Source organism: Ihubacter sp. rT4E-8 (assembly GCF_049852125.1).
GTDB lineage: Bacteria > Bacillota > Clostridia > Peptostreptococcales > Anaerovoracaceae > Senimuribacter.
This window is the reverse complement of the sequence record NZ_CP187532.1, coordinates 2,420,579-2,442,124: the sequence shown is the minus strand read 5'-3', so window position 1 is coordinate 2,442,124 and position 21,546 is coordinate 2,420,579. Positions and strand designations below refer to the sequence as shown.

The window sequence follows — 21,546 nt, the reverse complement described above, 5'->3', positions numbered from 1 at the left end:
AAGGGAATTCGGCACAAAAGGCGCGAATTCCCTTTAACTTATCGCATGAAATGGTAAATCGGAATCAGAACCGGTCGCTGTAGTTGAGAAGCTTTCGTAGAAAGCCTCCGGTGACCTTTTGTGTTTTTTGAGGATTTCCGGTAGTAACAGTTTGCTTTGTCTCGTAGATCTTTTGGTCGTAATAATGTATTCTTCCAAAAAAGCCTTCCTCTGTAGCAGTCAGTATCATGAAGCTTCCTTTATCACCTTCTCTTGGCTCAGTAAGACTTCCCGGATTGAACAGGCAGAGACCGTCCAGTTGATCTGATAATGGTATGTGCGTGTGACCGAAACAAGCGGCGGCGCAACCCTGTTCTCTGGCGGCTTCTACAAGCCGGTCATATTTGAAAAACTGAACCCATTGGTGATTTCCGTGGGTGACAAAGATTTTTCCTGCCGGGGTATCTACGACTTGCTGGTCGTGGATCTGATTTCCCCCGCGATCAGAATTGCCGGCGACACTGACGACGGGTACACGGCGGGTTTCATCCATCGCCTGCTCGATATATTCGGCATCAGATTGCAGGTCGCCGCAGTGAATGATCAAATCGATATCGGTGAAGTATTTATATAGTTGCAATGCCTGGCGCTGAAGGCCATGGGTATCACTGATCAACAAAATTTTCATAACTGCTTTCCTCCTTAAAAATAATTATAGCATATGACATGTGTTTTGTGTTAAACTTTAGATATGAAAGATAAAAGCAGCAGAGAAAACGTAATAATTGACTGGATCATGATGAATTTGACGCTTTCGGGCAGTAATATTAGCCGTGAGCGCGTACAATGCATTGTGGAAGGAGGCTATGATCTGACGGCAACCCTGGAGGAACATTTGCTTGTAGCAGGTCTTGTTGACGTGTTCGCTTTGATAGAACTGCTGCTGGGTCTTTCCGAAGAACTATCGCCGCCCACCCTGGACAAGTTTTATCAAAAAATTTCCGGCGGGATGAAGGCTTCCTATCGCCGGACAACGCCGGTCTTATTTCATCTCAGCCACAGTCCGGCACTGCCGCAGGAAATAGAGGACGAGCTTCGCCGTCTTTTTTCCAGGCTTCACGACGGCAGTCTGCCTGACCCTTTGGATCGGGCGGTTTATGTACATAATGAGATTATACGCATTTATCCTTTTGATAACTACAGCGAGGTAATCGCTCGCGCAGCCTTGGAATACGAATTGCGCTACTGCGGTATGGACATGTATTTTTTAACGTTATCGGAGCAAGAGTATAACAGCGCCCTGGCCGCTTACCTGAAATCAGGGAGAGAAAGGGTTATAAGGGACAATTTAGAGATGAACCGTTTGATGCGGCAGGGAGGCCGGTAATGGTATGAAAAAGCAGATATCACCTGGATGATACCTGCTTTTAAAAAGAAAAGGATTTTGCTATGTGATTACACTGCGCTGACCATGCCGTTGTAAAGCTTTAGTGTAACTTCTCCGTTATCCTGTTTCATAGCTTTAACCTTGGTCAACACATCTTCGGCTTTTACGTTGACCTCTTGACAAAGGTAGTCGATAACGTGCTTTACGCCGTCAATGTTTAGTTCTTTTCCGTTGATTGTATATACTTCGCCGTTTTTTAAGCCCAATTCCAAATAAGTTGGGCAATCTACATGAATTGATTTCTGCATTTTGTAATCCCTCCGAATATTTATTTGGTCTATGTGATAATTATACGACTTTGTATGCAAAAGTCAAGAGAGAATTTATAAAAATTTAATATTTTTTATGATTATTCGCTGAATGGATTTACAGGAGTTTCTTTAGCTTATAGAAGTTGTAAAAAATACGGTAGAACTATAAAATGGTCTTACAATAGACAATCCATAGAATTAGAGGCGGCCTGATTTTTAATAAAATACGTAGATTTCAGAGAATGTTTTAGGCTATATTTTAGATAAAAATCTATTTTAAACTATTTGAGCTATTATTATATTAACTTTTGATGAATTAAATAGTATATTTAAATAAAATGAATTATAATATATATAACCAAATTATAAGATAACCAGATTAGAAACATACAAGTAAATTTTATATGAAAGGTTGTTATAAATGAGTAAGAACTATAGGATTTTGCGAAATATAAACTATTATTTTGTTTTTCAGATCGGATATAGTGTATTTTGGGGCGCAATTGCGGATCGGTGTTGGAAATCTTTAACAGGGATTATGCTTTTTATTACAACTACGATGATCGCTTTTCTTTGGACAGGATATCTAATGAATCGGTATATCGTCTATAGGGACAAGGATATAAAATTGTGGATTCTCGTATTATGTATGGGTGTATCGAGTTGTGCTGTTCTTTTAGGATAACCTTCAATGTAGTGTAGAAAAGCAATATATATGCCCCACATGTACTTCGCTAGAGTATATGTGGGGATATTTTATATTCAAAAACAACAAAAACATGCATAGTAAGAAGATACCTTTATTTGGAGATTTATTATATTCTGTCTGTGAAGTTAATTGGTAAAAGAAATAAAAAAGCACGCTGAGGCTGGCGCCTTCAATAGGAAAACGAACGATGTAAAGCAGAATACCGTGTGAAAGGGATTTTTAATTCGGGTGGTAAAATCTGTTGCTTTGTGGTAGTATAAAGATAGTATAGCTTTCATCATCAATGCGGCAGGAAGAGGTGTTTATCGTGAGGAGAATTCAGGACAGATATGTAAAGCTGGGGCTGACGGTCTTTGCTGCTGGAGCAGCCTTGATTGTACTCTACCAGGTTATTGTCCATTTTGATAAGGTACAAGAGGGATTGAGCGTAATAAGGGATATTCTTTCACCCTTTATCTTTGGTCTGGTGATGGCATATCTGTTATGCCCTGTATATAATACTGTTGTGCGAAGAATGTATCATGTGCTGAAGGATCGCCTTCCGCGCAGAAAGATGGCGCTGCGTTGGGCGCGGGTTATGGGAACGATTATGGCTATGCTGACGTTAACCGGCATAGTAGGAGGTCTTTTCGCGTTGGTGCTGCCCGAAACAGTGCGCAGTATTTTGGGGCTGATACAGATGCTTCCTGACAGACTTACCGATTTGATAGAGTGGGGCGAGAATACGTTTACGGCAGACCGGTATCCTGAGGCGGCGCAGGCAATAGAAGTGCTGATCAAAAAGTTCCGCGATACGTTTATGGAATGGACAGAAAATGATTTAATGCCTATGGTGGGTGAATATATGGCGCAGATATCTATGGGCGTGTATATAACACTGCGGACTTTGCTTAACCTGTTGATCGGAATCATAGTCTGTGTGTATTTTCTTAACAGTAAAGAATTATTCAAAGCGCAGACGAAGAAACTGATCTCCGCCACCATGAATAAAGAGAAATCAGATGAGATCTTTGAGTTTGCTTATTTTACAAACAGAACCTTCGGCGGATTTGTCAATGGGAAGCTAATTGATTCACTGATTATTGGCATACTCTGCTTTATTTTGATGACGATTTTCAAGCTGCCGTATACGATTTTAGTAAGCACCATTGTAGGTGTAACAAATTTTATCCCGTTTTTCGGGCCGTTTATCGGCGCGATTCCGTCGGCTTTAATCATTTGTTTGGCCAGTCCAGTGAAGGCGTTGTATTTCCTGCTGTTGGTTCTGGGCCTGCAGCAGTTTGATGGGAATATTCTCGGACCAAAGATTCTGGGCGGAACTACAGGCCTTTCCAGCTTTTGGGTTATGTTTGCAATTATTGTTGGCGGAGGACTGTTCGGCTTCACCGGAATGGTATTGGGCGTACCGGTCTTTGCCGTGATCTATTATTACTTTAGCCGGTATATCAAAAAGCGTCTGGCACGGAAGAATTTGCCGACAGAGACGGCGGAGTATGAAGAATTTAATAAATATGATATAAACAGGAAGGATGTATTGTGATGGAGAGATTGTTTGATGTAGATATGAGGGACTACACATCGTTTAGAGCCGGAGGCAGAGCGGCGGAGTTGGCAATTGCGGAGGATGTGGAGGAATTACAGCAGCTTTTGACTGAAGCTTCTGCGGCGGGCCGCAGCTTCCTTATGCTTGGCAACGGATCGAATACTTTGTTTAGAGATAAAGGCTTTGACGGTTTAGTCATAAAATTGGGCGCTGCGTTCGAAGAAATCACGGTGAAGGGGAATCTTCTGATCTGCGGCGGTGCTGCGCTGATGAGCGTAGTGGCAAAGCAGGCGTTAGCAGCCGATCTGTCGGGCTTTGAGTTCGCCAGCGGCATTCCCGGCAGCATTGGAGGCGCTGTATTTATGAACGCCGGGGCATATGGCGGTGAAATGAAGGATATTGTTGAGTTTGTTAATGTCGTCAGTCGTGACGGCGGCGTTATGCGTTCTGTTAAAGGGTGTGAAATGGACTTTGGTTACCGGCACAGCGTACTGCAGAGCAGCGGCGACATTGTGGTTTCTGTGGCGCTGAGATTGGAAAAGGGTGAACATCAGGCAATTGCTTCCCAAATGAAAGAACTAATGACGAGAAGGAATGAGAAACAGCCGGTACAGTATCCCAGCGCGGGAAGCTTTTTTAAACGGCCGGAGGGATATTTCGCAGGAAAGTTGATTCAGGACGCGGGACTGAAGGGTCTGGCTGTTGGCGGCGCGCAGGTGTCGGAACAGCACAGCGGTTTTATTATCAATCGCGGTGACGCGACAGCGGATGATATCATCGCGCTGATGCGATTAGTGCAGAATACGGTATATGATAAGTTTGGCGTCAGACTGGAGCCGGAGGTGCGAATCGTTGGAGAAGAATAGACAGTACCGGATGATCTTTGACTATCATACCCATACTACTTTTTCTCATGGAAAGGGTTCTATCGAGGATAATGTGAAAGCTGCCGTGGCGGCAGGGCTTTCTGGCCTTGCCATTACAGATCATGGCCCTGGACACCTGACTTACGGTGTAAAACGCGGGAACTTTCCTGTGATGAGGAAGGAGATCGACAGACTGCGTGAGAAATACCCACAGATAGAATTGTATCTGGGTGTGGAAGCTAACATCGTGGCCGCAGGAGCGGGGAAGTATTTGGATGTGACGGAGGCTGAGCTGCAATATTTTGATTTTCTTATCGGTGGATATCACTATGGGATTCCGCATGGATATTGCATCGGAAACTGGCTGGACGCTCATGGATTGGCTACAGAGTCTCATGGAAAGCGGTTGATGGTTAAAAATACGGATATGACGGTAAAGGCTATTTATGAGAATGATCTGCGCATTTTAACACACCCTGGAGATAAGGGCCGTTTTGACATAGGAGAGATTGCGAGGGCGTGCGCTGACACTGACACATGGATGGAAATCAGCACATGGCATGATCATCTTACAATGGAGGAAATTAAACTTTGCGCGAGAGAGGACGTCATGTTTGTAGTCAGCAGCGATGCGCATAGTCCTAATAGAGTAGGCAGCTTTGCCGGCGGTATACAACGGGCGCTGGAAGCAGGATTAGACGTGGAAAGGATTGTCAATATAGAGGAGTGTTAGATATGACGGATAAGATGAAGGTGATCATTGTTACGGGACTTTCAGGAGCGGGAAAAACCAACGCGGCAGACTGGTTTGAGGATCAGGGATATTACTGCGTAGATAATATGCCGCCGGCGCTGATTGACAATTTTCTGGAGTTGACGGCCTATTCCAATCGGCAGATTCGTCAGTCGGCTTTTGTCATTGACGTTCGAGGCGGAGAATTTTTTGGTGATTTAAATCGGTGTCTTACAGAACTCAGAGCCAGAGAGGACATAGAGTGCCGTCTTTTGTTCATCGAAGCTTCTGATGAAACGCTGATCAAAAGATACAATGAGACCAGGCGAAATCATCCTTTGTCAGATGGGTCTACCACAAGAGAGGTCATTGAAGCGGAGCGAGAAAAACTGGCTGAGCTGCGCAGACAGGCAGATTACATTATCGATACTACGAATATGAAGGTAGCAGGCTTCAAATTGGAGATGGAAAAGCTTTTCGTGGGATTGGAGCCGGAAAGCGCTTTTGCAGTCAACGTAACCTCTTTTGGGTACAAGCATGGGATTCCGATGGAGACCGATTTGGTTTTGGACATGCGGTTTATTCCGAACCCGTATTATGTTCCAAGCTTAAAGAAGCTGACGGGTAATAATAAAAAGGTGTCGCAATACGTGCTGCGCCATGAGATAGCGCAGAATTTCGTGGTTCAACTGAGATCGATGATTAACACTATCGCTCCATGCTACGTAAAAGAGGGAAAATATCATTTGAATATTGCGTTTGGCTGTACAGGCGGTCAGCATCGTTCGGTGGCGATGGCCAACAAAATGGCGGAAGTTTTTCGGGAAGACGGATATAGAGTGACACTTGAACATCGTGATCTTTAATGGTATAATAAGTCATTGAGGAACATCCTTCGCATTCTGGCGAAGGGTGATGTTAAGTAGTTATATAAAAGGAGAAAGACCAATGGACAAACTCATTATCAGCGCATGTATTTGCGGCGCGGAAGTAACCAAGGAGCAGAACCCAAATGTTCCTTACACTGTAGAGGAAATTGTAAGAGAAGCAAAATCCGCTTATGACGCAGGCGCGTCTCTAATTCATCTTCATGTAAGATGGGACGACGGTACGCCGACACAGGACAAGGGCAGATTCCAGGAATGCATCGATGCTATCAGAAAGGAATGCCCGGACGCTATCATTCAGCCGTCTACAGGCGGAGCAGTTGGCATGACTGATCTGGAGAGACTGCAGTCTACAGAAGTCGTTCCTACTCCGGAAATGGCAACGCTGGATTGCGGTACCTGCAACTTCGGCGGAGACGAAATCTTTATCAATACTGATAATACAATCATCAACTTTGCTAAAATTATGCAGGAAAGAGGCATCAAGCCGGAATGTGAAGTATTCGACAAGGGCATGATTGACCTTGCTATGAAGACTGCGTATAAGAAGGGCTTCCTGCCTAAGCCAATTCACTGGGATTTCGTGTTGGGCGTGCAGATGAACGCTACAATCAGAGATCTGGTATATATGGTTGAATCAATTCCTGAAGGTTCTACTTGGACTGCGACAGGTCTTGGAAAGAACGCATGGCATATTGCCGCTGCTACGATTTCCATGGGCGGACATGTAAGAGTTGGTTTCGAAGATAACCTGTACATGGAAAAAGGCGTATTAGCTGAAAGCAATGGACAGATGGTTGCTAAGGTTGTAGAACTGGCAAAGCTGCTGGGAAGAGAAGTTGCTACACCGGACGAAGCAAGAGAAATTCTTGGACTGGCGCCTAGAAAATAGGAGCATATATACGATTTAGTATAGGAAACGTCTGCCCGCGTGGCAGACGTTTTTTGCAGAAGCAGAGAAAAATTCCGCGGAAAGGATCAGGGAAAATTGTCATTTTCAACTGAAACAAAAAATGAATTATCAAGAATAGAACCGGAAAGGAAGTGCTGTCAGCTGGCGGAGATCGCGGGATTCCTACGGGTTTCCGGCAGCCTCAGGCTGTCGGGGGGCGGCAAATTTAAAATTGTCATTACTACGGACAATCCGGCTGTAGCCCGCCATTATAAGAAACTGATCAAGGAGTACTTTCAAGTGGAGACGGAGCTGGAGGTGGGAGAAATCCAGGGTCCGAAAAAAGGACGGGCTTATCTTCTGACTATCGGACCGGAAATGCGCAGCGAACAGATATTGCGTGAAACGGGAATCCTTCTTGTTCGAGAAGGAAACAACTATATTTCTGATGGCATCTATGGCGATCTGATAAAAACCAAGTGCTGCCGAAAGGCGTATCTGCGAGGTATTTTTATGGGCAGCGGAACCGTTAGTGATCCTGCCAAAAGCTATCACCTGGAGTTTGTCTGCGCCAGCAGAAACCTGGCGGCAGATTTGCGTAAGATGATCAATACCTTTGTAGATCTTTCTGCTAAAATTGTGGAGCGAAAGGATAAATATATAGTTTATATGAAAAGTTCGGAGTATATTTGCGATACTCTGGCGATTATGGGCGCTCACATACAGATGTTAGAATATGAGAATGTGAAAGTTCAAAAGAACATGGTTAACAAAGCTGTTCGCATGACCAACTGTGATACTGCTAATACGGACAGGACGCTGGATGCGTCTCAACGGCAAATTGAGAATATTAAGAGGATACAGGAGGCAGGAGGCTTTGCGTCTCTGCCGGAAAAGCTGAAAGAAGCGGCGACGCTACGGATGCAATATCCGGAGGCAAGCTTGGTTCAACTGGGAGAGATGATGAATCCACCGATGAAAAAATCCGGAATCAATAATCGATTTCGAAAAATCGAAGAAATAGCTTCTAAGCTGTAAAAAATCTGATAATTTATACAAAGAAGGCACGATGCAAGAAATTTATGCATCGTGCCTTCTTTGATTATTTTAAACTGTAAAAACCAGCGATATAATTTTCCATAGTTTGAAGAAAGAGTTGATTCATCGAGAAAGGAGAGATATCATATATGGAAAAATTTTCGAATGCGGTAGTTCAGCATCGTAAGGTGATTCTTATACTGTGTGTGCTTTTGTGCATACCTTCTGTGATAGGTATGCTGGGCACAAGGATCAATTATGATATGCTGACCTACTTGCCGGAAGGGTTGGATACAGTTACCGGACAGGATATTTTGATGGATGATTACGGGAAGGGCGCGTTTTCTATTATTGTCATAGAAGATCAGAGCCCGGAGAAGGTGGATCTCTTGCGAGAGGGAATCGAGCAAGTGAAGCATGTGGATTCTGTAATTGCTTACAGCAATCTTCTCTCGACAGATATTCCGCTGGAAGTATTGCCGGATAAGTATTACGAAGCGTTTAATCAAGGGGACGCGACCTTGATGGCAGTATTCTTTGACACGTCGACCTCTGCGGACGAGACCATAGACGCGGTAGGAAAAATCAGGGAAATAGCAGGAGAAACATGTTATGTGACGGGTATGTCGGCGCTGGTAAAGGATTTGAAGGACCTGTGCGAAGCAGAAGAACCGGTTTATGTAGGACTCGCGGTGCTTTGCGCTACTGCCGCCATGGTGCTGCTGTTGGATTCCTGGGTGATTCCTTTTATTTTTCTGGCGGGCATTGGTATGGCGATCTTATACAATCTGGGGAGTAATTTCTTCCTTGGAGAGATATCCTATATTACAAAGGCACTTGCTGCCGTGCTTCAGCTTGCGGTAACGATGGATTATTCCATATTCCTGTGGCATAGCTATGAGGAGGAACAGCTACGGCAAAATGATAAAAATCAAGCGATGGCAGCGGCAATCAGCCATACGGTGGCGTCGGTTATCGGCAGTTCAGTTACAACGGTTGCGGGGTTTATCGCGTTGTGTTTCATGAGCTTTACCTTGGGAAAGGATTTGGGTATTGTCATGGCAAAGGGCGTTTTACTGGGCGTCATCGGATGTGTGACGATTCTTCCGTCCCTGATTTTAACCTTTGACAAAGTCATTGAAAGGACGCGGCATAAATCTATCATTCCGGATATGAAAAAAACAGCGTCTTTCGTAGTGAAGAAAAGCCCGATCTTTTTGGCGGTATTTGTTATTACGTTAGGACCGGCTATATACGGATATAACAATACCAATATCTATTATGATATGGGCGGTGCGCTGCCGAAGGATATGAATTTTGTGATTTCTAACGAAAAGCTGATGGATGAATTCGACATGGCAGCTACCCATATGATTCTGGTAGACAGGACCTTGAACCGAGATGATGTCCGCCAGATGACGGAACGCTTGGAAGGGGTTGACGGTATTAAGACGGCGTTATCTCTGGACTCTGTAATTGGCAAAACGATTCCGGAGGAAATTTTGCCGGATGAAGCGGTAAGCACATTGAAAAGCGGTAAATATCAGCTGATGCTGGCCATGAGTGAGTACAGGACTGCCAGCAAGGAGGTTAATCGCCAGCTGACCGCTATGAATGATATCGTAAAGGATTATGATAAAGAGGGCATGATCATTGGAGAAGCGGCTTGCACAAAGGATTTGATGAAGACGACTGATCGGGATTTTAAATTGGTCAGCGCTGTATCTATCGTACTGATATTCCTGATCATCGCGCTGGTTTTAAAATCAGGCAGCTTGCCTGTCATTCTGGTTATGACGATCTATTTTGCTATTTTTATCAACCTGGGTATTCCATATTATACAGGAACCTGGCTTCCGTTTATCGCGCCGATTTGCCTGACGACAATACAGTTAGGATCAACGGTGGATTACGCTATTTTGATGACTACCAGATATAAAAGGGAAAGAATATCCGGCGCGGACAGAGATACGGCAGTTATTACAGCGCTGCATACATCGATTCCTTCTGTTTTGGTCAGCGCCCTTGGGTTCTTTGCGGCAACCTTTGGCGTAGCCTTGTACTCGGAAATTGATATTATCAGTTCGATGTGCAGTCTGATGGCCAGAGGCGCTTTAGTCAGCATGTTGGCAGTTATCTTTATTTTGCCAGCATTCCTGAGATTATTTGACCGTCTGATTATGAATACTACCGGCGGCATGAGAGGGGTATATAAAAATAGAAAGAAAGAAGGAACAGCAGCATGAAAAACAATAGAAAATTAAAATGTTTGGTTGTAATTTTGACGGTGGCGATGGTGGCCTTAGGCGCGGTCAGCGTTACTGCTTTCGCGGATCAGCCGGCGGCAAAGTCCGATAGCGGTGAGAAAGAAATTGACAAAAAAGTCATATCAGAGGATGAAACTGTATATGTGCTGACGAACGCCGGAGGGAAGGAAAATCAGCGGATTATCAGTGAAAAAGGAACCCTTCACTATGATGGGTATGAGAATTACCAGCTTCCTGTAACGATGAAAATCCGTTACACTCTGGACGGCAAGGAAATACAGCCTGACAAGCTGGCAGGCAGAAGCGGTCATGTAGTGATGCGGATCACGTACAAGAATCACACGTATACAAACGGTGCATGCGTGCCATTCCTGGCGGTCAGCGGTATGGTACTTGATAACAGCCGCTTTTCTGATATTCAAGTGGATGGCGGCAAGAAGACCGATGATGGAAGCCGAAGCGTGGTGCTGGGCTTTAGTTTGCCAGGGGTATCTGGTTGTCTGGGAAGCGCCGCGTCAAAGGTGGATTTGCCGGAGACTGTAACGGTGTCAGCGGATGTAACGGATTTTGAACTGGATACCATTTATACGTTTGTTACCAGTGATGTCTTCGCGGAGCTTGACATAGATGGGCATACGGATTTATCTGATCTGGGAAATCAGATGGAAAAGCTGACAAACGGTGTGGATGCACTTGTGACAGGAACGAAGAAGCTGGACGACGGAGCGCTGAAGCTGTCAGCAGGCGCTGAAAAGCTCATGGAGGGCACTGAGGTTTTAAAGACCGGCGCGGGAAAGCTATATGATGGAACCCAGGCGCTTAAACAGGGCGTTGGGCAGCTGACAAAGGGTACGGGAGAACTGCAGAAAGGCGCGGATGCGCTGTATGCAGGAGCAGGAGAACTAAAAAACGGAGCAGATCAACTGTCGGCGGGTTTATCCCAGTTAAGTAAGTCCAGCGGCGCGGTAAACGCAGGAGCAAAACAGATTGTAGACGTTGTGTTCGCGTCAGCCTCGCAGAATTTACAGGCGGCCGGCATGAACGTAAGCCTGACGCCGGATAATTATGGACAGATATTAGATCAGGCGGCGGCAGGAGGCGCGGCGCAAGCATCGGCTCTGAAAAAACAGTTAGACGATGTGACGGCGTTTTATGCAGGTCTTCAGGCCTACACGTCAGGCGTAGATACAGTAGCCGCGGGAGCAAAGAATTTTTCTGCAGGTATTGATCTTGCAGCCGATGGTGCGAAGCAGCTTTCAACGGGCACGGAGGCTTTAGCAAAAGGTCAGGAACAGTTAGAAAAGGGAATCAGTCAGGTTAATGCCGGAGCAAAGACATTGTTCGATGGAACGAAAACTTTGCGAAGTAAGGAGGAAGAACTGACGGATGGAATCAAGCAGTTGGCGAAGGGGGCGGACGCGCTAAATAAGGGCGTTAATCAGATGTCAGATAAATTGATGGCGCAGCTTGGGAGCTTGTCCGCAGGTCAATTGACAGACGCGCTGAACGGACTGCGCGCTATGAGCGCGGCGGCAAGGGAGTATGACGCGTGGGGCAGCGGCGATCATTATCAAAGTGTAAAATTTATTTTTAAAACAGAAGATATTTCTCCCAGATAATACATGAAAGAGGCGGAAGTTATTCTGCCTCTTTCTGCATATAATAGGGTAGATAAAGGATAGAACTGTGAAAATTTTGGTAATTTTGTGTTTTGATTGAGTAAATTGGTGGTATAAACTATATAAGGATAAAGTTTTTTGTTTTTATCCACAAAGCTTAAAGAGAAATAGAATATGATAGGAGGTGATGAACCGATGTTTGTTGAGGAATTGACAAAAATTCGGGACAGCGAGGCAAAAGCTGATGAAATTCTGAAAAAGGCGAAGCTGGATGCAAAGCAATCGTTAGAAGCCGCCAGATCTGAGGCGGTTAAACTTACTGACGAGGCCAGAGCAAAGGGAAAGTCAATATACGACGCCCTTGTTGCAGAAGGCGAGGCCGAAGCAGATAGACAGTATGAGACGTTTCTTGAAAAGACGAGAGACGATTGCCGGGTGATGAAAGAATCTGCGAAGAAAAGAGAGGATAAAGTAATAGACTATATTGCGGAAAGGATCGTGGGAGCAAGTGTCGATCATTAGAATGAAAAAGGTGGCTGTCATAGGCCTGGACACTGTAAAGGAAAAGCTCATATCGGATCTGATGGAAGCAGGCGTTGTACAGATTACTGATCAGGGTCAAAGGTTGACAGAAGATGAGGGCTGGAAGAACCTGGCGGTACGCGACGGCGATGAAAGCAGAGTTACGGCGTTGGATGCGGAAATCAATCGTGTGTCTATCGCCCTGGATACCCTTGAAAGATATTCTACGGCGAAGAGTCCGCTGTTTTTTACCCGCAAAGCCATGGAAAAGTCCGCGTTTGCGGAAACCGTGAAAGCGAGACAGAAGCTTTTTGATGATGTTCAAGAGGTTTTGAAGCGCAGTGAGGAGATGCATAAGCTGCGGGAAAAAATCAACAAAAGACAAGCGGATTTAGCAGCGGTAACCCCGTGGGTTTCTTACGACCTGCCACTGGAGCTGACGGAAACAAGGCGTACTGTGGCGGAATTGGGAGTTGTTCCTTCTACCGCTAATATGGATACGCTTACGAAGCGGGTTTATGATGGCAGAGAAACTGTGGTTTTGACTGAAATGGGCAGAGATAAGGACTTGATCTATCTGGTAGTGATTACTATGAAAGAGGAACAGGAAAATGTAATGACCATTTTGAAGCAGCATGGTTTCACGCCGGTGCCTTTTGCTGGCTGGGTCGGTACAGCGGAGGAAAACAGACTGCGAATTATCAAAGAGATTCATGAGGCAGAGGAGCGCTTGAAGCAGGTAGAAAAAGAAATTGAAAGTCTGTATAGCCTGAAGGACGGCATCGCGTGTTTGTACGACGAGCTGGTTATTGAGCGTGACCGGGAGAGAGTGCTAAGCAAGCTGCTTAAAACAAAGAGAACCTTTAATCTGGAAGGATGGGTGCCTGAACCGGCATCTGACACAGTGGACAAGATTCTCAGCGACAGCGGATGCTGTTATGCCTACAGGGATCCGAAGGATGGAGAAAATGTGCCGGTACTGACATCCAACAGCAGTCTGGTATATCCGTTTGAATCTGTAATGGAGATGTACTCGCTGCCTGATTACAGGGGTATAGATCCGACAAAGTATTTCGCGCTGTTTTACGCGATGTTTTTCGGGATCATGCTGTCAGACGCAGGCTACGGCCTGGTCATTGCCATCGCGTGTTTTGTGGTACTGCGTAAGTTTGCCTTGGAAGGCATGACTTACAGAATGATCAAGATGTTCATGTACTGCGGTATCAGCACTGTATTTTGGGGAGCTATGTTTGGCGGATGGTTCGGTGATTTCTTTCAGGTTGCCGCAAGGACGATCTTTCACAAGGAGATTACTATACAACCGTTATGGTTTAATCCGATTGAGGACCCAACCAGACTGCTGATCTGGTCGTTGGTATTTGGAGTTGTCCATCTTTTCCTGGGCATGGGTATCAAGGCGTCCATGCTGATCAAACGAGGGCAATGGAAGGATGCGGTCTTTGATGTATTTTCCTGGTATCTGGTTATTCTGGGCGCGGCGATGTGGCTCGCGGGAGGAAGTCTGTCGGAGGCGCTGGTAAAACCGGGTATGTATATGGCTATCGCGGGCGCGTTGATTTTACTTCTGACAGGAGGACGCGACCGTAAGGGCGTCGGTAAGATTATAGGAGGTTTATCCTCATTGTATGATGTGACAGGCTATATTTCAGATATTCTGTCATATTCCAGACTGTTGGCGCTGGGACTGGCTACAGGCGTCATCGCGACTGTAGTTAATACCATGGGTTCGCTTATGGGAGGCGGCGTGGCAGGAACGATTGTATTGCTGGTGGTATTCGTGATTGGACACACGTTTAATCTGGCAATCAATGCACTGGGTGCATTCGTTCATTCCAGCAGGCTGCAGTATATAGAATTTTTTGGAAAGTTTTATGAAGACGGCGGGGAAGAATTTGAGCCGTTTAGAAAGAATACAAAGTATGTTCGTTTGACAAACGAATCTAATGGAGGTAAAAAATGATTACAGGAAATGTATGGGCATTACTTGGTGCGGCAGTAGCTGCGTCAGCTGGTATAGGAAGCGCTATGGGTGTTGGTATTGCAGGACAGGCGGCGGCAGGCGTTTTGGCAGAGGATCCGAAGAAGTTCGGTAAGACGCTGATTTTGCAGGCTTTGCCTGGTACGCAGGGAATTTATGGATTGCTGATGGCTTTTCTGATTTTTATTCGAATTGGGCTTCTGGGAGGCGGTATGGCGGAGTTGTCTCTGTCTCAGGGATTGTATATCTTTGCATCCGGCCTGCCTATCGGCCTTGTAGGTATCTGGTCCGGTATTGCGCAGGGTAAAACTGCGGCGTCCGGCATCATGTTACTTGGCAAACGCGCGGATCAAATGGTTAAAGGTATCATCTATGCGGCTATGGTTGAAACATACGCCATTTTTGCTCTGCTGATTTCCATCTTGATGTTGTTCAACCTGGGTATTTGATGAAGGGTGTGACCGTAAAATGAGTATAGAGAAGATTACTGCGAAGATTATCAGTGACGCGCAGGAGCAGGCTGATACGGCTGCGGATCAGGCGCGGAAGGAATGCTCTGAGATTTTGTCAGCGGCAAAGGCTGAGGCTGATGAGATTTTGAAACGCGCGGAGTCTGAGGGTAATAGCCAGAAGGAGCGGTTGATCAGCCGCAGGAGATCTGTAGCACAGATCGACGGGCGAAAAGTTATTTTGGAAGAAAAGCAAAAGCTGATCGCCAACTGCTTTGAACAGGCGATTGAGAGAATCACTTCTATGGGTGGAGACGCTTATACCGCGTTTTTAGTTCGATTGCTGGCTGATACAGGTGCAACGGCAGGAGAATTGATTCTCAGTCCGTCAGACTTGAAAAATATCGGAGATAAGTTGGTAAAGACCGCATCGAAGCGGATTGCAAACAGCAGCTTTACGTTGTCTCAGGAAACGAGAGATATCCGCGGCGGATTTTTGCTGAAAAACGGTTCAGTCTACGTAAACTGCACGGTTGAAGCGTTGGTAGATGAGAACCGGGCGGAGCTGGTTGGAGACGTAGCTGCCAGATTGTTTGAGTAAGGAGATAGATTCTATGGCAAAACGCAAAACAGAAGAATACATCTTTGCGGACGCATATATAGGGAGTTTCGTCAAGAATCTGATGAACAGGCAGGATATGATGCGCCTGGCGTCCTGCAAAGATCTGGCTGCGGCAGAAGGCATTCTTCGTGAATTTGGTTACGGCGAAGCGAAGGAACTTTATGATAATGATATAGAGTGGTTTATCAGAAGGGAGCAGAATAAGCTGTTTAATCTGATATATGATACGCTTCCGGAGAGAAAGGAACTGGCGCTGTGCCTGTTTCCTTATGACTATCACAATGTGAAGGTCTGCTTGAAAGCGGAATTTCTGGGAATAACGCCTGATGAAGATCTGTTGGTGTCTACCGGCGATATGGATTGGAAGCGAGTTGTGGCTATGGTAAGGGACAGAAACTATATGTTCATGCCGGTCTATATGAAAGAGGCGATTATAGAGGCAACGGATCTGTTTGGCAGAGGCGGTGATCCACAGGAAATCGATATCATTTTGGATAAAGCCTGTTATCGTCAAATGCTGGCTGCAGCAGAGGAAACGAAGGAGGATTTTCTGATCGGTATTGTTAAGCGTCAGATTGATATCCTCAATTTGAAGACCTTTGTGCGGCTGCGGCAGATCAGGAAACCCTGGTCCTTCTTTCAAAAGGTATTCCTGACGGGAGGAAATATCGGTGAGCAGCTGTTTATTTCCTGCTATGAGGAACCCTATGAGCAGATGGCGGAAAAGCTCGCGCCTTATGGATTGCAGGAGCCTATGGCAGAGGGCGGCAGGGAGATCAAAGAAACCGGTGATTTCTCTCTCCTGGAAAAGCTGTGTGATGATAAGATGATGGAATTTAACAAACAGGCGAAGTATTACTCCTTCGGCATTGTGCCTATTGCCGGATATTGGTATGCGAAGGAAGTTGAAATTGATAATTTGCGTATCATCTTGACGGGAATTCTGATTGGATCTACGCCGGAGCAGATAGGGGAAAGATTGAGGGAACCATATGTATAAAATAGGTGTAATTGGCGACAGAGACTCTGTTCTCGGCTTTAAAGCCGTGGGACTTGATGTATTTCCCTGTGGTCAGAGTGATGAAGCGAAAAAGATTCTTCATCGGCTTGCAAGAAGCGAATATGCGATTATCTATATTACAGAAGGTCTGTCAGTAGAGTTGGCAGAGGATATAGAGCAGTATAAAGACGCCAGGCTTCCGGCGATCATCCCGCTGCCCGGCAAGGAAGGCGCTTTAGGGACGGGAATGAACAGTGTAAGGAAATCTGTCGAACGTGCTGTAGGCGCGGATATACTATTTGGAGGTGAAAAGTAGATGAGCCAAGGAAAAATTGTAAAGGTATCGGGCCCGCTGGTGGTGGCTTCCGGTATGGAATCCGCGGACATGTTTGACGTGGTTCGTGTTGGAGACCTGGGCTTGATCGGTGAGATTATAGAGATGAGAGGCGACATGGCCTCCATCCAGGTATATGAAGAAACAGCAGGTATCGGACCAGGTGCGCCGGTAGTATCTACGGGCGCGCAGCTTTCGGTAGAATTGGGTCCTGGATTGATTGAGACGATGTACGACGGTATTCAACGTCCGCTGGAGGCTATGCGTGAAAAGGCCGGCGCGAATATCACTCGTGGTATCAGTGTGCCGTCTTTGAATCGAGAGAAGAAATGGGAATTTGTTCCTGCGGTAAAGCCAGGCGATTTGGTTGAGGCTGGAGATATCATCGGAACCGTACAGGAAACTGTCGTTGTTCAGCAGAAGATCATGGTGCCCTATGGCGTTGCAGGAACGGTTGAAAGTATTGAAAACGGTTCCTTTACCGTAGAGGATGTCGTATGCAGAGTGAAAAAGGATGACGGGACGGTTGCCTCTTTGACGATGATGCAGAAATGGCCGGTCAGAAAGGGACGCCCTTACAAGGAAAAGCTTGTGCCGGAAATGCCTTTGATCACTGGACAGCGTGTTATCGACACGTTATTTCCGATCGCAAAGGGTGGTGTAGCGGCTATTCCAGGTCCATTCGGTTCGGGAAAAACAGTGACCCAGCATCAGCTGGCTAAGTGGGCTGATGCGGATATTGTAGTCTATATCGGCTGCGGTGAGCGAGGAAACGAAATGACGGACGTACTGATGGAGTTTCCGGAGCTGAAGGATCCGCGAAGCGGAGAATCTTTGATGAAGCGTACCGTACTCATCGCTAATACCTCCGACATGCCGGTTGCGGCTCGTGAAGCATCTATTTATACCGGAATCACCATTGCGGAGTATTTCAGGGATATGGGATATTCGGTGGCATTAATGGCTGATTCAACGTCCAGATGGGCAGAGGCGCTTCGTGAAATGTCAGGCCGTCTGGAGGAGATGCCGGGTGAAGAAGGCTATCCTGCGTATCTGGGATCCAGATTGGCCCAGTTTTATGAACGGGCTGGCCGGACTATTTCGCTGGGCAAGGAGGGACGTATGGGCGCTCTGTCTGCAATCGGCGCGGTTTCTCCGCCGGGAGGAGATATTTCTGAGCCGGTTTCTCAGGCGACCTTGCGTATCGTAAAGGTATTCTGGTGTTTGGATTCTTCGCTGGCGTATAAACGCCATTTTCCGGCGATCAACTGGCTGCAGAGCTATTCTCTGTACGTGGACCGTCTGACAAAGTGGTATGAGGATCATGTCAGCGGTGATTTTCCGAAGCTTCGTCAGGAAGCGATTATGCTGCTGCAGGAAGAAGCGGAGTTGGATGAGATTGTGCAGCTGGTTGGCGTAGATGCGTTATCCTATGAGGATAGAATGAAACTGGAAGTCAGCAAGTCTATTCGAGAGGATTATCTGCATCAGAATTCCTTCCATGAGGTGGACACCTATACGTCGCTGAATAAACAGTTTAAAATGCTGAAACTCATTCTGGGCTATTACGAATTGGCTAAAGAGGCGGTGGCGAAAGGCGCTCCTTTTGGAAAGCTGACTTCTTTGCCGGTAAGGGAAGCGATCGGCAGGTTTAAGTATATAGAGGAAGATAGAATTGAAGCCGCTTATGAGGAAACGATGGGACGGCTCCGCAGTGAGATTGCGGATTTGATCAGTGAGGAGGCGGAAAACGATGATGAAAGAATATAAGACCATATCAGAAGTCGCCGGGCCTTTGATGCTGGTAAAGAATGTAGAAAACGTAACTTATGATGAGCTGGGAGAAATTCTGCTGCCCAGCGGTGAAAAACGTCTCTGCAAGGTTTTGGAGATCAATGGAAGCGACGCGCTGGTGCAGCTCTTTGAAAGCGCCGCGGGTATCAATCTGAAGGAATCCTCGGTGAAGTTCCTGGGCAGAGGGACGCAGCTTGGCGTATCGCCGGAAATGCTGGGACGTGTTTTTGACGGTATGGGCAGACCGATGGACGGCGGTCCTGAGATTATTGCGGAAAAGAGACTTGACATCAATGGTTTGCCGATGAATCCGGCGGCCAGAGATTATCCGGCTGAATTTATTCAAACCGGCGTATCCGCCATCGATGGATTGAATACGCTGGTCAGGGGCCAAAAATTACCGATTTTCTCAGGTTCAGGTTTGCCTCATGCTGAATTGGCGGCGCAAATTGCTCGTCAGGCAAAGGTAATCGGCGGAGAAAGTAATTTCGCTGTTGTCTTTGCGGCCATTGGTATTACCTATGAGGAGGCCGATTTCTTTGCCGCGGACTTCAGACGTACCGGCGCAATAGACAGAACGGTCATGTTTATGAACCTGGCCAACGATCCGGCAGTTGAGCGTATCGCTACGCCGCGTATGGCTTTGACGGCTGCTGAATATCTGGCTTTCGATCTGGGTATGCACGTATTGGTTATTTTGACTGATATTACCAATTATGCAGAGGCGCTGCGCGAGGTTTCCGCGGCTCGTAAGGAAGTACCGGGACGCCGGGGATATCCGGGTTATCTGTATACAGACCTTGCGACGATGTATGAAAGAGCGGGACGTAAGAGAGGGCAGGAGGGCTCTATTACGATGATTCCGATTTTGACGATGCCGGAGGATGATAAGACGCACCCGATTCCTGACTTAACCGGATACATTACGGAAGGTCAGATTATCTTGTCTCGTGAATTGTACCGAAAGGGTATCAAGCCGCCTATCGACGTATTGCCTTCGCTGTCGCGTCTGAAGGATAAAGGCATTGGCAACGGTAAGACCCGTGAGGATCATGCAGATACGATGAATCAGCTATTTGCTGCTTACGCCAGAGGCAAAGAGTGTTTGGAGCTAATGACAATTTTGGGTGAAGCGGCATTGACGGAAATTGATTTGATGTACGCTAAGTTCAGCCAGGAATTTGAGAAGCGGTATGTTTCTCAGGGCTATGAAACGGACAGAACAATTGAAAATACTTTGGATTTAGGATGGGAACTGTTGAAACTGTTGCCAAAGAGTGAGCTAAAGAGAATTAAAGACGAGTACATCGAAAAGTATTTAGGGTAGGTGATGATTCATGGCAGAAAGAATGAATGTGAATCCTACAAGAATGATGCTCACGTCTCTGAAAAAGCGTTTGAAAACGGCTTCTCGCGGTCACAAGCTGATGAAGGATAAGCGTGACGAGTTGATGAAGGAGTTTCTGGAATTGGCGCGGGAAAATGGTCGGCTTCGTCAGGAAGTAGAAGAACGACTTGCTGTAGTATATAAGAATTTTACGGTAGCCAGCGCGATCATGAGTCAGGAGGTTATGGAAGAATCGCTGATGTTTCCGAAACAAGGCGTTGTCCTGGAGGTCGGAAATAAGAATATCATGAGCGTAGATGTGCCAGTATTTTCTTTTAAAACTACAGCGGAAGATTCGTCTAACATTTTTCCGTATGGTTTTGCCCGTACGTCAGGAGAGCTGGACAATGCTATTTCGGCGTTGGCAGAATTGTTTCCGATGCTTTTGGATCTGGCAGCGAAGGAAAAGGAAACCGCGCTGCTTGCCGCAGAGTTGGAAAAGACGCGCCGTAGGGTTAACGCGTTGGAGTATGTAATGATTCCGAAGCTGGAGGCAACGATTCGCTATATTCAGATGAAGCTAGATGAAAATGAACGCGGCAATCAGACCAGACTGATGAAGGTAAAGGATATGATGCTGGCTGAAGCGATTCGAGAAAAACAGGAAAAGAGTATGAGGGCTATTGGAGAATAGTTGAATGAGTGGAACGCGGTTTGGCTGAAGATATATTTGGTCGGACTGCGTTTCTTCTTTGAATTCCACTGGCGGCATGGTACAATGACTATGATGAAAAGAATGGAGATGAGTTTATGAAAGACATCGAATTTGCAAAAGAAATACAGACGATTATTCAGCGAAATCGGATGCAGCCTGAACGGCTTAACGCGCGGCTGAATATAAAGTTGGAGGACTGCAGCCGGGAGGAGAAATTTGTAGAATATTCATTTGAGGCGCAGGAGTGGATGCTGAATCCTTACGGGGGTGTTCATGGAGGTATTATCTGCAGCATCTTTGATACGGGCATGGGAATTGGAGCAGTAGCGCTTTCGGCAAAGATGGTGTCTACGTCTGACATTTCTGTTAGCTATCTGAAACCGATGAATGGGAAAAGTTTTCTTTTTCGCATCGAATATACGAATGTGGGAAGACGTATGATTCGGTGCATGGCAAAAGCTGCCGACAGGGAAACAGGCGTGGTTTGCGCGTCAGCTATGGCAAGCTTTGTAACTACCGAGGCGCAGATGCCGGGTCTGCAGGTGTAATTGTA

At 46.2% G+C, this 21,546-nt stretch carries 21 protein-coding genes; 19 read left to right on the top strand and 2 right to left on the bottom strand.

All coding sequences use genetic code 11. From position 1 onward, the window contains the following. Positions 1-64: 64 nt before the first annotated feature. Complete coding sequence (locus ACPW7J_RS12065; RefSeq protein WP_425755329.1) at positions 65-667, bottom strand: metallophosphoesterase family protein; 603 nt, start codon at positions 665-667, stop codon at positions 65-67. A gap of 63 nt (positions 668-730) precedes the next feature. On the opposite strand from ACPW7J_RS12065, the gene ACPW7J_RS12060 reads away from it, so the two are divergent. Next, the gene (locus tag ACPW7J_RS12060) at positions 731-1,366 is read left to right on the top strand and encodes a Fic family protein (RefSeq protein ID WP_161874220.1); all 636 of its coding nucleotides are present in this window, start codon (positions 731-733) and stop codon (positions 1,364-1,366) included. Positions 1,367-1,434: 68 nt separating this feature from the next. Here the strand turns inward: ACPW7J_RS12060 and ACPW7J_RS12055 are convergent, their stop codons facing one another. Beyond that, complete coding sequence (locus ACPW7J_RS12055) at positions 1,435-1,674, bottom strand: hypothetical protein (protein ID WP_161874219.1); 240 nt, start codon at positions 1,672-1,674, stop codon at positions 1,435-1,437. A 1,019-nt stretch (positions 1,675-2,693) separates the two neighbouring features. Between ACPW7J_RS12055 and ACPW7J_RS12050 the strand changes: the two genes are divergently transcribed. The 18 genes from ACPW7J_RS12050 (at position 2,694) to ACPW7J_RS11965 (ending at position 21,541) form a co-directional block, all read left to right on the top strand. Beyond that, positions 2,694-3,926 (top strand): AI-2E family transporter, encoded by a 1,233-nt coding sequence (locus ACPW7J_RS12050; RefSeq protein ID WP_161874218.1) that lies wholly within the window; start codon positions 2,694-2,696, stop codon positions 3,924-3,926. Continuing rightward, positions 3,926-4,795, top strand: coding sequence for a UDP-N-acetylmuramate dehydrogenase (gene murB / locus ACPW7J_RS12045; protein ID WP_425757524.1), 870 nt, complete (start codon positions 3,926-3,928; stop codon positions 4,793-4,795). The genes ACPW7J_RS12050 and murB overlap by 1 nt, the downstream gene beginning before the upstream one ends. Next, positions 4,782-5,528, top strand: a complete 747-nt coding sequence (locus ACPW7J_RS12040; RefSeq protein WP_425755328.1) for a PHP domain-containing protein — start codon at positions 4,782-4,784, stop codon at positions 5,526-5,528. The genes murB and ACPW7J_RS12040 overlap by 14 nt, the downstream gene beginning before the upstream one ends. A gap of 2 nt (positions 5,529-5,530) precedes the next feature. Beyond that, positions 5,531-6,394, top strand: a complete 864-nt coding sequence (rapZ, locus tag ACPW7J_RS12035; RefSeq protein ID WP_425755327.1) for an RNase adapter RapZ — start codon at positions 5,531-5,533, stop codon at positions 6,392-6,394. A gap of 82 nt (positions 6,395-6,476) precedes the next feature. Next, positions 6,477-7,307 carry a 3-keto-5-aminohexanoate cleavage protein gene (locus tag ACPW7J_RS12030; RefSeq protein WP_161874216.1) on the top strand — a complete coding sequence of 277 codons (831 nt, stop codon included), beginning with the start codon at positions 6,477-6,479 and terminating at the stop codon, positions 7,305-7,307. Positions 7,308-7,346: 39 nt separating this feature from the next. Beyond that, positions 7,347-8,345 (top strand): DNA-binding protein WhiA, encoded by a 999-nt coding sequence (whiA, locus tag ACPW7J_RS12025; RefSeq protein WP_425755326.1) that lies wholly within the window; start codon positions 7,347-7,349, stop codon positions 8,343-8,345. A gap of 149 nt (positions 8,346-8,494) precedes the next feature. Further along, positions 8,495-10,591 (top strand): efflux RND transporter permease subunit, encoded by a 2,097-nt coding sequence (locus ACPW7J_RS12020; RefSeq protein WP_425755325.1) that lies wholly within the window; start codon positions 8,495-8,497, stop codon positions 10,589-10,591. After that, positions 10,588-12,231 carry a hypothetical protein gene (locus ACPW7J_RS12015; RefSeq protein WP_425755324.1) on the top strand — a complete coding sequence of 548 codons (1,644 nt, stop codon included), beginning with the start codon at positions 10,588-10,590 and terminating at the stop codon, positions 12,229-12,231. Before ACPW7J_RS12020 ends, ACPW7J_RS12015 begins: the two co-directional genes overlap by 4 nt. Positions 12,232-12,405: 174 nt before the next feature. Next, positions 12,406-12,753, top strand: coding sequence for a hypothetical protein (locus tag ACPW7J_RS12010; protein ID WP_425755323.1), 348 nt, complete (start codon positions 12,406-12,408; stop codon positions 12,751-12,753). Then, positions 12,740-14,734, top strand: a complete 1,995-nt coding sequence (locus ACPW7J_RS12005; RefSeq protein ID WP_425755322.1) for a V-type ATP synthase subunit I — start codon at positions 12,740-12,742, stop codon at positions 14,732-14,734. The genes ACPW7J_RS12010 and ACPW7J_RS12005 overlap by 14 nt, the downstream gene beginning before the upstream one ends. Next, positions 14,731-15,201: a V-type ATP synthase subunit K gene (locus ACPW7J_RS12000; RefSeq protein ID WP_161874211.1), complete on the top strand. Its 471-nt coding sequence runs from the start codon at positions 14,731-14,733 to the stop codon at positions 15,199-15,201. The genes ACPW7J_RS12005 and ACPW7J_RS12000 overlap by 4 nt, the downstream gene beginning before the upstream one ends. Before the next feature lie 19 nt (positions 15,202-15,220). After that, positions 15,221-15,802 (top strand): V-type ATP synthase subunit E, encoded by a 582-nt coding sequence (locus ACPW7J_RS11995; RefSeq protein WP_161874210.1) that lies wholly within the window; start codon positions 15,221-15,223, stop codon positions 15,800-15,802. Between the two features lie 13 nt (positions 15,803-15,815). Further along, positions 15,816-16,823, top strand: a complete 1,008-nt coding sequence (locus ACPW7J_RS11990) for a V-type ATPase subunit (RefSeq protein WP_425755321.1) — start codon at positions 15,816-15,818, stop codon at positions 16,821-16,823. After that, the gene (locus ACPW7J_RS11985; RefSeq protein ID WP_161874208.1) at positions 16,816-17,139 is read left to right on the top strand and encodes a V-type ATP synthase subunit F; all 324 of its coding nucleotides are present in this window, start codon (positions 16,816-16,818) and stop codon (positions 17,137-17,139) included. The genes ACPW7J_RS11990 and ACPW7J_RS11985 overlap by 8 nt, the downstream gene beginning before the upstream one ends. Then, the gene (locus tag ACPW7J_RS11980; RefSeq protein WP_425755320.1) at positions 17,140-18,927 is read left to right on the top strand and encodes a V-type ATP synthase subunit A; all 1,788 of its coding nucleotides are present in this window, start codon (positions 17,140-17,142) and stop codon (positions 18,925-18,927) included. It begins immediately after the preceding gene. Then, complete coding sequence (locus tag ACPW7J_RS11975; RefSeq protein ID WP_161874206.1) at positions 18,911-20,278, top strand: V-type ATP synthase subunit B; 1,368 nt, start codon at positions 18,911-18,913, stop codon at positions 20,276-20,278. Before ACPW7J_RS11980 ends, ACPW7J_RS11975 begins: the two co-directional genes overlap by 17 nt. A gap of 10 nt (positions 20,279-20,288) precedes the next feature. Continuing rightward, positions 20,289-20,972 carry a V-type ATP synthase subunit D gene (locus ACPW7J_RS11970; protein ID WP_161874205.1) on the top strand — a complete coding sequence of 228 codons (684 nt, stop codon included), beginning with the start codon at positions 20,289-20,291 and terminating at the stop codon, positions 20,970-20,972. 116 nt (positions 20,973-21,088) lie between these two features. After that, on the top strand, positions 21,089-21,541 hold the full coding sequence (locus tag ACPW7J_RS11965) for a PaaI family thioesterase (RefSeq protein ID WP_161874204.1): 453 nt from the start codon (positions 21,089-21,091) through the stop codon (positions 21,539-21,541). Positions 21,542-21,546 lie beyond the last annotated feature (5 nt).